The following is a 12,449-nucleotide window of genomic DNA, read 5'->3' on the forward strand; positions in this document are numbered from 1 at the left end:
GGGGCTATTTCCGCGTTGCGCTAGCTGCGGAAACGCGGGGTCCGTTCAGGCTGTTGCGCTGAGATTGAAAATCAACCCTCCGATGTCGAGCTGTTCATCACTGCGGAAGATCCGATTGAGATCATCAATGCCGTTGATTGCTCCGTACGAAGCTCCGGCGATACTATCGAGGTCGATTTGAGCCGTGGGGACAAGAAGGTGACGCTGTCCTTCTCCAAGCTCAACGATATCGATGTGGATAAGATCGACCTCGCCAATGCGGCGTATGCAACGGCCGAGGGCTACTATAGATACGCCGACGGTGCCAGCACCGAGGAGGTTCAGACAGCGTTTTTCAAGGAGAACGGGCGCAGGTTGTCGGATGCGCGCGCGGACGACCTGACGGAGGCCTGCGAGAAGAATATGGACGCGCTGGGGCAAGTACTTGAAGACAGCGAAATCGAGGCACTCACAAACTTCTACGATGTCGAGATTTGCAGCGAGACATATTGCGCGACACTTGCCAATGAGGCGCGTGAATGCAAGTACATCGCATCGGCTCTTGAGAAGATGGGCTTCGACGTGGAAAATGGCCGTGCCATCGAGAAACATGCCGAGCTTGCACCCAAACAGCGCACCGTATTCGACCAGATGGTCGGCGATGACTACTGCGAGGTACATGAACAGCTCGGGAAGTTCTTCGGCACCGGCCGCGTCAACCAATCTGAAAAAACCAATGATAGCTGGGGGAATTCCATCCTCGTCAAGGGCAGCAACGGTCTCTATAATGGTCCGCGCGGCGGAATCACCGTCTACGAGAACTTCGAGAAAGCGGTCGATACGTCTGAGAGCTGGCACGGCGGGGACAACATCTTCGCCGACTGCGAAATCGACGGCATGTGGGATGAGAACGGGTCGCTGTTCGTGACCGGTGCGCACCATGACGGTCGCGCCCGCGTGGAGATGCGCCAGCTGACCGATAAGGGTGAGAGTCTCTATTCGGATTTTCAGATGGATGGTGGGTTCTATCTGCCTGAAAACGGTTTCGAGACCATGGGGTTTGTATACCGAGAGGGCGATGAAAGTGCGTTCATCCATGACCTGTGGGACAACCCCGAGATGTGCTCCCGCCCGCGCTTTGCCGAGAAGGCACTCGATATGCCCGCCGAGGAGTACATCATGGTACATGATGGCGTGAAAACCGAATTCCAGATTACCGAGGTCAAGGAGGATTCGTTCGTCTATGACCAGGGGGCGCGGTTCGATGTGAAGGTTCTCACCGACGGGCATATCTGCGGCTACGGACACTTCTGCGCCGACCTCGATGATGCGCACGGGTTTTGCGAGCGGTTCGCCGACGAGATTGTCGGGGTCGGTGAGAGCTTGGACGATATGTGCGAGAATCGCCGCGAGGTCGCCTCTATGGCACAGGATGTCGATGCGGAAGACCGCGGTCTAGAAGATAAGAATCACGATAATTCGGAAATCGGAGAGTAGCCATGTATAAAATCCATGGTTTCCAGGACAAGGATCAACTTCTCGAGACGCTCGTCAAGGAGAACAGCATGACGTTCTTCCCTGAGTTCAACCTTCTCGCAGCCACTTCCAGCCCCGCCCTGTTCCGTGGGCCGATGAGCAGGGAGACAGCCATCTTCAACGTCACGGCATCCGAGATCTCCAGCGGTGAGTTCTTCAAGGGCTGGGACTATGTATCCGACTTTGTTTTCAAGGACGGGCGGGATAAGGCCATCGCCATCATCGATTCATACGAGCAGGATTCCGATGGATTCACCTTCCACGACCGCCGAATCGATATGCTGTCCCGCCTGTTCTCGTGGAGTTCGACCATCACTGCTGGCAGCATTCCCGATATGGTACGCCGCGCCTCTTATTATCAAAAACACCTGATGTCGAATCGGGAGAGTTTCGAGCTGTCGCACGGCAAGCCGCTTTCCGAGATATCGGAGCGTCCGGTCGGGGCAGATGCCAAGGAGCTACTTGATAAGCTCACGTCGAGCGAGACGGTGAGCTATTTTCCCGAGTTCAATCTCCTCGTCACGACCACCGAATACGACCCGCTCGGTCTTCATGACCGCGACACGTGCGTCTTCAACGTCTTCCCGTCCGAGCTTGCCTACGGAAAGCTGTTCTATGGCTTCGAGAACGTAGCCGACATCCCCTTCAGCGGACCTGTCGTCGACCCCATCGCCTTTCAGCCGACCTTTATCGACTCTGCCGAGCGGGACCGCTCCAACGATGTCGACCTCGGCAGCCTGGCTATGCTCCTGTCCGGCAGCGACGTCATCAGCACGCAGTCCGTCCCCGAGCTTCTCGAAACGATGGCAGATCGTTTCGACATCGAACCCGAGGAACGTGCCCTCAACGCCGATCGGGCGCGGGCGGAGGAATGCATCCGCACGGGCGTGCCGGATATTCAAGTCGAGATCGATAGCACCAACGACGACAACTTCATCGAAGGAACGGTGACGGTCGAGGGCGAGTCCTGCTACTTCTACCGCCCGAACAGCACCCGAAGTACGGAGGATTACGACTCGGTCGTCTTCGAGCCTTTCCGTCCCGATGGGTTCGAGGGCGATATCGAGGAAATTGAGCTGCCCGACGCAATCGATCAGAATCGCGAGCTCGCCGAACTGGTCGTGTCCGTGGCGACCGAGCCGTATATGAATCCCGACAAGGCGGTCGGACGCGAGCAGAGCATCGATTCGCTTTGCGATGAGAAGACCGAGGTGTCCGAATCGATGAGGTACGGCATGGAGGGCGTGGGCTTGCCGATGCTCGACGCCGCGGAGCATTTGATGAATTACTAGAGGCTGGGTGAATTGATAAAGGGGCGTGCCCGATTTGCGGCTGCGCCCCTTTTTTGGTGTCGCGGGAGACTACCGGTAAAGACGGGCGACCCACTTTCTACTTCCGTCCCATAGATCATCAGGCGGCCATTGGCTCCCATACTTTGAATCGTATATGAAATGCGAGAACGATGGGAGCCATCATGGCCTTGGTCATCAACCTGCACGGTCCGAATACCAACACGCTCGGCAATCTCACCGCAGGCGCCCTTGCGGAGATGGGCTACAGTACCGCCGCCGTACCGTCCTGCCGCCGAGAGATGGAACTCGCTGCATTGAGCGGCAATGAGCAGGCGTTCCGGCTCACGGACGGCTCCCTCGAAAGTTGCGTCGAGCTCGCGTCCATGCAGGCCGAACGTAACCGGCGCTCCACCGACCCCGATCTGGATGTGGTAATCGTCTGCGGACCTGTGGTCGATAGCTTCTGGGGCTATAAGGGAGACCGCGAGGACTCCTTCTACCGCGCTGCCGTCGAGACGGCACTTGAGCTGGATGCCGCCCAGTACGAGCTTGTCCCCAGCGGCAGCCTTACCGAGCAGACCCTCGCTCAGTTCAGGTCCTTTCTCAGGGATTGCGGGGTCAGGCCACGAATTAGCGGACAGCTCGACTACGGGTACCACGACATCATCGATATCGTCCGCGGCGAGGTCGCCCTCGACCGTAAGGAGCATCCCGTGAAGGATGTCGAGAAGGTCGATGTCGCCCCCGATTGCGAGAAGGTCATCGCGGGCTTCAAAAATGCGGCGATCAGCGTGCAGGATGCCATCAAGTCGCTTCCCGTGGGAAGCGAGATGCGCGTAAAGCTCGAGAGCATGGTCGACCGCGCCCTGGAGGACGGCTATGGCGGTATCCATCTCGAGACCGTGAGAAAGCCCACCGGCAAGACAATGAGTCTCGGAGACCTCGTGCAGTCGGAAGTCGATGCCGCATCCAAGCGCAAAGACGTCCGCGATGAGGTGGCTGCTCGCGAGGTAGAACCCGCCGAGTCGAAGGCTGTGGAAACCCACGGGCAGGATGAGGATGAGGGCAAGGAGAACAAGAATAAGAAGAATAAGAAGAATACGGAGAAGGATATGGAAAACGAATTCGAGTCGAAGAAACCCGAGTACATCAATATCAGCTTCGAGAACAAGGATGTCCGTGTGAAGCCGTATACGGATCGTAACGGCAACGAGCGCCTGCGCATCAACATGACGATGCCGAAGGGTACCGTTGTCGGGGATAAGGACCTTTCCGGCATGAAGGTCTCCATGCCCGCCCGCGAGTTCATGAAGCAGGACAAGGATGCCGGAAAGGCGGTCAAGTACGGATTTCGCTCCGATCGCGACGTGCGCTTCTTCAGGTACGATGAGAACAACCAACGCATCGACTATCCCGGCGAGGGCGACCCCGCGATCATGCCGAGTGATTTGGCAGCGGCCGTGTCGGCGGCCTATCAGGGCAAGGAAGCCGCTAAGCCGGAGCTACAGCGCAGCGCGAGCTACAAATACACGGGACTCACCTTCGCGCCCTGCGATATGAAGGTCAAGACCGTTCCCGTTGAGGACGGACCCGATAAGAACTTCCTGCTGTGCAAGCTGCCTCCCCACACCATGGTCGGCAACCAAGACCTCGGCGGCATGATTGTGAGCAAGTCCCTCACGGACAAGCAGTTGCCCTATGCGCAGTCCGGTAAGCCCTTCACGGCGAGCTTCAAAACTGAATTGCCTGTCCGCGTCTATCCTGTCAGCGGCGAGGATTCCCGCGACAACTTCGACTATGACTACCGTAACCCGCAGGAGTTCAGCGCAGGTGCCTTGGTTGCCGGCATCGAGGACGCCTACGATGCACGCCTGCTCAACGCCCAGGGTTACGAGGACAAACTCGCGGCGGCTGGCAAGGAAATGAATCCCGCCGCTGCCGAGGCCAAGCAGATGCTCGAGGACCGTGATGCCGCTGCATCGCGCCAGGGCAGCAAGGCTGCGGCCTTGGAATATCACCAGACGGGCGGCGGCGAGGACGCGCCGCTGAATGATCTGTGCGATGTGAAGAGCAGCGAGGCGGCCGAGGTTCAAGGTGAACAGCCTTATGTAATCACCGGGCCCGAGCCCGAGCTCTACGACGAGGATGTCGAGTTCTAGAGCACGGAAGGCAGAGCATTGCGGAGGGTGAACCATTTCGGGTCGCCCTCCAAGTCTATTTCTGTCCCCGCAAGGGTTGTCTGCCATATATGTTCGTAAAGTCAGGATATACGATTGCAGAAATTTCGAACATGATGAGAGCGGCGCCGATGCGAGAAATACCCATAGACAATCTCGAAGGCCTAAAGGTACCCGATGCGGTTCTCCTCTGCCGCCGAGGAGATTCTTGGGTAGCGGAGAAAGACGGGTCGCGGGCGGGTAAACTTGTGTCGAGTCTCGTCGGAGATTCCGAGCGGCTCTACCCCGAGCCAAACGGGCAGCTCGTTCTCTCAGATGATGGAGGCCGCACGGCGGCTGCTCGAATCTCCGCCATCCCGAGCAGCCTGTTCTCCATCACGGAAAAGGTCCGCGAGCTTCGAAATATCCCATCGGAGAAAAGCTACGAGATGCTACTGGGCAAGGCAGTCGAGAGCCATAAGCTCATCAACCTCGCCCGTCTTGTGGCCGTTGTCCCCAAGGCTGCCGCGGCGGTACCTACCCGAACCGACAGGCATATAGTCTTGGCACATGGCCCGGCACGGATGGAAGAGCTCGCCGACGACATCGGTGAGAGTTGGGCACGCGAGGCGGTTTCACGAATCGCCGACCCATCACACTTTCCGGATGTCGAAATTCCGAGCGGGCTGACCGATGAGATTCTGGACAGCGCACGCACCGCGGCGGGCGAAAACAGGGGCGCCTATGAGGATTTTTGCGCAGATCTCGGGTTTGCGTGTGACGTCATCCGCTCTGCTTTCAGTCGCGACCTCGAATCCGAAGCCGAGTTCTACGATTCGAGCGAGACCGATAACGTCCGCATCCTTCTCGACTGTATCGACACGTCCAAATGCATCGTCATCCTTAAGGACTCGGCTTCGGGTTTTTGCGAATACCTGTTTTCAGATACCGAGTCCTTCATCAGGGCGCAGCCGCGCAGCGTCGGCGAGTTCGCGGCCGAACTCGCCGCTGGGCGATATCGGCTCGATGACGATGCACGGGATTTCGAGCTTGTCGTGGAAGGCGGCAAGCTCATCCTCGATGAGACACCGGGCATGGCACACGGCAACGGGAAATATGAGGTCCTCTTCATCGCCAAGTCGCTGAGCGACAGGGTGATTGCCATGGAAAATGACGAGCTCGGGCGGGAGATGTCACGCTTGCGGGTGCGCCGAGGTCTTCCTGCAGAGAACCTTGTCGTGCGCCTGGCTGAGATGAGCGGCGACGTCGCATGCGTCGAGCGGGATATCTGCACGGTGTTCGGCTGGGATTTCTCCGGGAACGGGAGGATGGAATCGCTCGATGACCTCATGGAGGCCGTCGAGCTCGATTCGGCGCAGCCCTATGGGCGCGGCGGCAGGGATAAAGCTGGATTTTAGGAGGGAAGAAATGGATATCGATATTCAAGGCACGGAAATCAAACCCGATCCGAGGGGCAATGTCGAACTCACGAGGTTCGGCTCGACGGCGATACTGTTTTGCGGCGGTGACGAGCCGTTTATGGTCGTGAAGGGATATGACAGCAAGACCGGCGAGTGGACGGGCGATTCCGTTCGCGTCGATGATCTATCGGTCGCATGGGATATCGCCGACCCTGAAATCATCGAAGGCGCCACCGTCAAATGGAAGCGTTCCGATGTGGCGGGCATTCTCGAGGACAGGGGGATCGAGGCGAGTGATTGGAACATCGATATGGCCATCAAGACGCCCGATCTAGAGAACTCCCCTTTTTGGCTCGGCAAATTCTCCAAGGATGGCGGCGAGGATTACCTTAATTTGACCATCACGCAGCTCTGCTCCATCGGGGCGCTGGACGTCCCCGAGGGGTTCAGGCTCGAGGAGGGCTTGGACGATATCGCCGAGCGCATGGACGAGTGCTGCGTCGGCGATGAGATTGGCAATATGACCCAGTCTGTGGGGCGCTAGGGTTCCGCCAATCCGGTAGACCTGCCGCAGCGGCAAGAAGGTCAGCGCCTGCGCGTGTCTCCGTATTCTGTTCGGCAAAGAGAGGCTTCTATGAAAAGAGACCAAATGAACGAACGGGACAGTTTTTTCGAGAGGACCGAACAACAGGTTCTCTTCTACCTATACGAGAACAGGGACCATACCGTGAGCCGCGCTGAGCTTCGAGATGGCATCATGGCCGCGCCGGTCGAATCAACGTTCGAGTCGATTTTGACTTCCCTTGAGGTCAAGAAGCTCATCGAGTTCGATTCTTACGGCAATGTGGCGATTGCATAGGAGGTATCGATGATAGTCAAAGGCTCCTGCGATATAGCGCTCAGCCGCGATGAGCTTGTCGAGATGCTCGCCAAGCTGTACCTGCTGGACGGCGGCTATTCTTCCTTCAATCTCGTGCCGTCCACTGAGATCGCCAAGCTGATCGTCAAGAAATGCTCCGTGAGTGCGACACGCTGCGAATTCTCCCTCTCCCTCACCGCATTGCAGTCGATCAGGGTATTCGCCCTTCTCGAGAAGGCGGCGGGACGGCACATCCCGACCGAGGCGTACCGACGCGCCGATGCGGACGCCGATGAGATTTCGGATCGTTGCGATCCGAGTCGCTTCAAGTTGACCCCCTCGGAACGGGAATTCTATATGGCGGCTCTCGATGCCCTCGAGAAGTCGGTCGGGCAGCGCGTCACCATCCGGGAGCTGTCGAATCAGGCAGGCGTCCAGTACGAACCGTTTCGCCGCTTGGTGAAGCGGCTCGAGCATATCGGCTATATCGAGCGCTTTGGCAAGCTCACCGCTTCTTTCGACCGCGACCGTGCAATGGAGCTGTTGCGCATAGGCATCTAGATAGACTTTTGGAGCCATCGCATGGATAACTTCGGCAACATCCACCCCCTCGCCTTCGAGCCTGTCAGGAAAATCCTAGCGGCAGCATATAGGTCGCGTGATTTCAGGGCGGCGGATGAGGTTATCGTACGCAACACGGTCAAGGAGGCCGTCATGATCCACAGGCTCGTCAACGGAGCCATGGACGCATACTGCTGGTCAGGCGTGCGCGGTACCTCTTATATGCTCTCTCGTACGTCCCATCCGGGATACACGCTCCAGCTCACCATCTTTCATCGAGGTCATGCGTGGGGAGATATCAATGTCAAACATGCCGGCAAGGGCGAGCTCAGTTTGCCAGATGGCGTGTGTGCGGTTGGTATCGAGCATGCCGATTCGGGTATCGAGGAGGAGCTTGCCGAGCGTTTCGGCATCTATATCACACCCGATGTGTATGAGCGGTTCGGCTGCGTTGACGAGGGGCCCGAGCGCGGGGAATCCGTTCGATCCTATGCGAGAGATGATGCCCGCGAAATTTCGAGCCAGGAGCGTTAGGAAATCGGTATTTCGATGAACAATTGGAGCCATCGCATGGATATCAACCGAAACATCTTCCCCCTCGCCTTCGAGCCCGTCGAGGAACTTATCGATGTGGCATATATCTCCCATGACTTCACCTTGGCTGATGCTGCAATCGCCCGCAACGCGGTCAAGGAGACAGGCATGATCTCGAGGCTCGTAAACGGCGCTATGGATGCGTATTGTTGGTCGAGCGGTCGCGGTGTCTCGCATATGCTCTCGCGCACGTCCCATCCGGGGTACACGCTGCAACTCACCGATTTCTACCAAGGCCGCGCAATCGGCGATATCGATATCAAGCATGCGGGGGAACTTTATCTGCCCGACGGCGTATGCGCGGTGGGCGTGGAGGATGCGGATTTGGGCATCGAGGAAGAGCTTGCCGAGTGTTTCGGCATCTATATCACGCAGGATTCTTACGAACAGTTCGGTCGCGATAGCGATGGACTCGAGATCGATGGGGTCATTCAGCCTGAGCGTTGCGGCGCGGAGTGCAAATTATCAAGTGATGAGCGTTAGGAGACAACATGGGAACCCACCACCAGCCGTACTTTCTGGAGAAGGCTAAAGAAGACCTCGTACACCATAGCGCCGCATGGGTCGTGAAGGAACCGGAGCGCTCCCCTATCTTCGTCGACTGCCATGCGGTCGAAGACCTTTCCCTTGGCCGCGGCTGGGATCTGCAGATAGCGGTATGGAGCCGCGATGAGGCGGGCATCTGGTCGTGCAGCGAGGCGATTCAAGACCGCGGCTCGCTTGACGATGCGCATGATGCGGCAAGGTTTGCCGAGACGCTTGCGGGGTCAACCGGTGCTGCCGTCATGATTCCCTACAACGTCTTTGAGGAGGTCGTCGACGAGCATGACACGAACTATCTCATCGCGCTGGCTGTCTGCATCGACCAGCTGCCCGACTTCGTAACGGATGACGAGGTCTCGAGGCGTATCAGACTCAACGCCGACCAGGACATGGATGAGCGGCGCGGGCTTACCGTCCGCGAGCAGGACGGACCATCTGTCTCGCTCGATGAGCTGGCCGAGGTGTACGGGGATCAGGCGGGGACGGCTGAGGGGGAAGTTGCCTTGGAGCGTTGAGGTGTGCCTTTGCGGCACGAGGGGTTGCCGCCTCTCGCCGTTTGGGATACTTGAGCAGATGGAGGGTCATGCTCTACAGCTTTCCTGTCTCGCCCTCCATCGTGTTTGGGGCGCCGTGCTGGGTGGTTTCACTTGGCACGGCTTTTTTCATGCGGGTTTGGGGTGAGGGAACGACTTGGGTGGGAAGGCTGGGAGCTAAGTGTCTTGGAAGGATGAGAATAATAACAAGTTGCTGTACTGCGGGACGCCGAGGAAGGCGTCCCGTCTGCTGTTCTGGGTGTAGTGCCTAGTTGCTATGGGTGCCGCGGCGGCAAGGCCCCCCACAAAACCCCGCGCCGCCCCTACGCTTGGCTCGTATCTACCAACCCTGAGCGAAGGGAGCCGCATATGCATGCAGCGGCAATTTCGCCTCGGGGGGGGGGTCGCTCCTGAAACGACCCGCTTCCGAGGGCAGTCAATTATCGAGTACGTTCTGATCGCGGCTATCATCGGCCTGGTGATCGTGTTCGCAGGACCGCAGGTCTCCGGTGCCATCCGAAACCAGTTCAACCTAGTCGGCAATACGGTTGACAGCGGGACGAACGGCTGTACCGAGGGCGGTGCTGCTGGCGGCGGCTCTAATGGAACCGATTCTGCGACCGTCTCGGCGGCGGTGGCCAAGGACGCGAAGGACTGGACGCTCGACGAGCAGAAGGCCGTAGCCGAGGACATCGCGGAAAAAGGCGAGGCATCTCCTGCCTATGCCAAGGCCAAAGCCGCGATGGATGTCGGCACAAAGTGGTCAATCAAGCTCACCAATGGCGAGACGATGCAATACCGCATTATCGGCATCAACCACGATGATCTCGCGGGCGGCTCCGGCAAAGCTGGGTTGACGTTCCTAACCACCTCGACGAACATCAAATCCCGCATGAACGCTAAAAGTGACAACACTGGCGGTTGGGAGAAGTCGGAACTTCGCCAGAAGATGAACTCAGGCGAGGTCTGGAACCTCCTGCCATCCGATTTCCAGTCCAAGGTTAAGGTCGTAAAGAAGCTCACGAACAACGTTGGCTGCGGCCATGAGCAGAACGAGAATACAGCCGCGGTCACGGCAACATCAGACAAGCTGTTCCTGCTCAGCTACTCCGAGATCGTCGCGACCCCTTACAGCGGCTGGTCTAACTATCTCTGGATTGGCAACGAGGGAACCCAGTACGAGGCGTTCCAGGGCAAGGTAACGAACAACTATTCGGGCAACTCTTGTCTTGGCATTGGCAGCCTTTGGTGGGAGCGATCGGTGAGTCCGTACCGCTCCTACGCCTTCCTCCTTGTCAGCGCCGACGGCGATCCGTCGGCCGGCCGCGTTGCGGCGGGCTCGTATTGCGTCTGTCCCGCTTTCTGTTTCTAAACTCTTGCCTAAAAGCCCGCGTAATCCTGCGCGGGCTTTTCTTTTGGTGATGCCTCCTCGGCGATGCCGCAGCGGCAGTACGTTATGGGTGGGCATTGGGATTCGGTATGTTTGGCATGAAAGATCCTCAACATACTGAAGGGATAGGTATGGATCAAGTGATGGATGCCATGATGCCGTTCTTTACGCTTGCCATTGTCCTGTTTGGCATAGAAACCGTGTTCGACATGCTTTGGCGCGAGCACAAGAAGGCCAAGCGTGAGCGGGAGCGTGTTAAAAAACGGGAGAAGCGGCGGCTGGAATATCAGGACCGCCGCATGGCCAACGATGCCGAGCATGCGAAGGTAACCCGCGCTATGCGCTACGACGTGCTTCGCCGCGATGGGTTCCATTGCGTGCGGTGTGGGCGAGGTCGCGAGGATGGAGTCAAACTGCACGTCGACCATGTGATCCCCGTTTCGCGCGGCGGTAAGTCGGTTATGGACAACCTCCAGACCCTTTGCGAGGACTGCAACTGCGGCAAGGGAAACAAGTACGTCGAATAGGAGAATCGGATTATGTATCAAACGGTAATCGGCTCGGACGGCAAGCTGCACCTCGAGCGGCAATTCGGCAACCAAAGAATCGACATCACCACGGGAGACGTCAAGACGGTCATCCCAGGATTCGGAGGCATGAACACCGTCATCGATGAGAACGGCACCCATACCGAGATGCAAATCGGTAACATGCGCCAGACGATCGGCAAGAACGGGTTCGACTGGATGCTGTAGGTTGGGTTTGCCGCTACAGATCTGTTTCTAATCGTACGGTATGTTGATTCTGCTCTGATGTTATCTTCGGGACGGGCGGAATCATATTGAGCGGGGGTCAGAATGACCCTACTTAATTTTTACGGCTGACTGGGTTAAGTTTTGGCTTGTGCAAAATCTCAACTCAACGGGCGGCTGCTTATGAACACCTACAAAGACGTGACCCGCAGGGAACAAATCGCAGGATGTGACATCGAATCCGGGGACAAGGAGCTCGGAGTTCGCATTTGGCGAATCATGAGAAAAAAGGGTATGAACCAGAGTTCGCTCTCTGAGGCTTCTGGGGTATCCAAGAACATTATCACTCGCCTGCTGACGGGTCGCAGAATGACCTCCTTCGAGAATATCGAGAGGATCGCCACGGTGCTCGATGTCTCGCTTGACGAGTTCAGGCCACCTGCGCATCGCCCGCGCAGGGAATTTGCGGGTTCAGTCCAGACAAAGCAAGAGGGCAAGGTCGATGCGTCTCGTCCGAATGGCGAGGGCGACCCTGAATCAGATGGCATCAACCTCTACAAATAGGAAGCGATTTCGTGAAGAAGTATTTCGTTCTGGTCAATAAGGAAGGCCTGCCATATATCTCCATCAAACGAGAGCCAAACAACTGCCCGCTCGTCGGCATCTGCTCCGATCTGGCAAGCGCCAAATCGCTCATGAAGGCATTTCTCGAGTCGCGCGACAAGGGGAAAGGCATTAAGCCCGAATAGCGCGAGATGATTCTAATAGCTGTGTTTTAACGGTCGGCCGATACAGTCGACCGTTTTTTATGGCTCCCCTTTCAGGCGGTTCTC

Annotated in this window: 15 protein-coding genes; all 15 read left to right on the plus strand. The window is 57.6% G+C overall.

Going from position 1 to position 12,449, the window contains the following annotated elements; genetic code table 11:
- Positions 1–177: 177 nt before the first annotated feature.
- Entirely contained in the window at positions 178–1,476 is a 1,299-nt protein-coding gene (locus tag I2E13_RS05595; protein WP_195404440.1) for a hypothetical protein, read from the plus strand.
- 2 nt (positions 1,477–1,478) lie between these two features.
- Complete coding sequence (locus I2E13_RS05600) at positions 1,479–2,807, plus strand: hypothetical protein (RefSeq protein WP_195404441.1); 1,329 nt, start codon at positions 1,479–1,481, stop codon at positions 2,805–2,807.
- A gap of 182 nt (positions 2,808–2,989) precedes the next feature.
- The gene (locus I2E13_RS05605; protein WP_195404442.1) at positions 2,990–4,966 is read left to right on the plus strand and encodes a hypothetical protein; all 1,977 of its coding nucleotides are present in this window, start codon (positions 2,990–2,992) and stop codon (positions 4,964–4,966) included.
- 266 nt (positions 4,967–5,232) lie between these two features.
- A complete protein-coding gene (locus tag I2E13_RS05610; protein WP_195404443.1) occupies positions 5,233–6,381 on the plus strand; it encodes a hypothetical protein in 1,149 nt (382 codons plus the stop codon).
- Between the two features lie 10 nt (positions 6,382–6,391).
- Positions 6,392–6,928 (plus strand): hypothetical protein, encoded by a 537-nt coding sequence (locus I2E13_RS05615; RefSeq protein WP_195404444.1) that lies wholly within the window; start codon positions 6,392–6,394, stop codon positions 6,926–6,928.
- A gap of 105 nt (positions 6,929–7,033) precedes the next feature.
- Complete coding sequence (locus tag I2E13_RS05620; protein WP_117843390.1) at positions 7,034–7,243, plus strand: hypothetical protein; 210 nt, start codon at positions 7,034–7,036, stop codon at positions 7,241–7,243.
- A 9-nt stretch (positions 7,244–7,252) separates the two neighbouring features.
- Entirely contained in the window at positions 7,253–7,804 is a 552-nt protein-coding gene (locus tag I2E13_RS05625) for a hypothetical protein (protein ID WP_195404445.1), read from the plus strand.
- Positions 7,805–7,825: 21 nt separating this feature from the next.
- Complete coding sequence (locus I2E13_RS05630; RefSeq protein WP_195404446.1) at positions 7,826–8,338, plus strand: hypothetical protein; 513 nt, start codon at positions 7,826–7,828, stop codon at positions 8,336–8,338.
- Between the two features lie 36 nt (positions 8,339–8,374).
- On the plus strand, positions 8,375–8,881 hold the full coding sequence (locus I2E13_RS05635) for a hypothetical protein (RefSeq protein WP_195404447.1): 507 nt from the start codon (positions 8,375–8,377) through the stop codon (positions 8,879–8,881).
- An 8-nt stretch (positions 8,882–8,889) separates the two neighbouring features.
- Complete coding sequence (locus I2E13_RS05640) at positions 8,890–9,456, plus strand: hypothetical protein (protein ID WP_195404448.1); 567 nt, start codon at positions 8,890–8,892, stop codon at positions 9,454–9,456.
- A gap of 391 nt (positions 9,457–9,847) precedes the next feature.
- Entirely contained in the window at positions 9,848–10,846 is a 999-nt protein-coding gene (locus I2E13_RS05645) for a DUF6273 domain-containing protein (RefSeq protein ID WP_195404449.1), read from the plus strand.
- Between the two features lie 149 nt (positions 10,847–10,995).
- Positions 10,996–11,391: an HNH endonuclease gene (locus I2E13_RS05650; RefSeq protein WP_195404450.1), complete on the plus strand. Its 396-nt coding sequence runs from the start codon at positions 10,996–10,998 to the stop codon at positions 11,389–11,391.
- Between the two features lie 12 nt (positions 11,392–11,403).
- Positions 11,404–11,619 (plus strand): hypothetical protein, encoded by a 216-nt coding sequence (locus tag I2E13_RS05655; RefSeq protein WP_195404451.1) that lies wholly within the window; start codon positions 11,404–11,406, stop codon positions 11,617–11,619.
- Positions 11,620–11,799: 180 nt separating this feature from the next.
- Complete coding sequence (locus I2E13_RS05660; protein ID WP_267472474.1) at positions 11,800–12,180, plus strand: helix-turn-helix domain-containing protein; 381 nt, start codon at positions 11,800–11,802, stop codon at positions 12,178–12,180.
- A gap of 11 nt (positions 12,181–12,191) precedes the next feature.
- On the plus strand, positions 12,192–12,365 hold the full coding sequence (locus I2E13_RS05665) for a hypothetical protein (RefSeq protein WP_195404453.1): 174 nt from the start codon (positions 12,192–12,194) through the stop codon (positions 12,363–12,365).
- The last annotated feature ends 84 nt before the right edge of the window (positions 12,366–12,449 follow it).

The sequence above is a fragment of the Collinsella aerofaciens genome (genome assembly GCF_015554145.1).
Classification (GTDB): domain Bacteria; phylum Actinomycetota; class Coriobacteriia; order Coriobacteriales; family Coriobacteriaceae; genus Collinsella; species Collinsella aerofaciens_AA.

Coding starts and splice junctions, on each gene's coding strand:
- I2E13_RS05600 (WP_195404441.1), top strand. CDS start 1,479: ATGTATAAAATCCATGGTTTCCAGGACAAGGATCAACTTCTCGAGACG.
- I2E13_RS05605 (WP_195404442.1), top strand. CDS start 2,990: ATGGCCTTGGTCATCAACCTGCACGGTCCGAATACCAACACGCTCGGC.
- I2E13_RS05615 (WP_195404444.1), top strand. CDS start 6,392: ATGGATATCGATATTCAAGGCACGGAAATCAAACCCGATCCGAGGGGC.
- I2E13_RS05620 (WP_117843390.1), top strand. CDS start 7,034: ATGAACGAACGGGACAGTTTTTTCGAGAGGACCGAACAACAGGTTCTC.
- I2E13_RS05625 (WP_195404445.1), top strand. CDS start 7,253: ATGATAGTCAAAGGCTCCTGCGATATAGCGCTCAGCCGCGATGAGCTT.
- I2E13_RS05630 (WP_195404446.1), top strand. CDS start 7,826: ATGGATAACTTCGGCAACATCCACCCCCTCGCCTTCGAGCCTGTCAGG.
- I2E13_RS05635 (WP_195404447.1), top strand. CDS start 8,375: ATGGATATCAACCGAAACATCTTCCCCCTCGCCTTCGAGCCCGTCGAG.
- I2E13_RS05640 (WP_195404448.1), top strand. CDS start 8,890: ATGGGAACCCACCACCAGCCGTACTTTCTGGAGAAGGCTAAAGAAGAC.
- I2E13_RS05645 (WP_195404449.1), top strand. CDS start 9,848: ATGCAGCGGCAATTTCGCCTCGGGGGGGGGGTCGCTCCTGAAACGACC.
- I2E13_RS05650 (WP_195404450.1), top strand. CDS start 10,996: ATGGATCAAGTGATGGATGCCATGATGCCGTTCTTTACGCTTGCCATT.
- I2E13_RS05655 (WP_195404451.1), top strand. CDS start 11,404: ATGTATCAAACGGTAATCGGCTCGGACGGCAAGCTGCACCTCGAGCGG.
- I2E13_RS05660 (WP_267472474.1), top strand. CDS start 11,800: ATGAACACCTACAAAGACGTGACCCGCAGGGAACAAATCGCAGGATGT.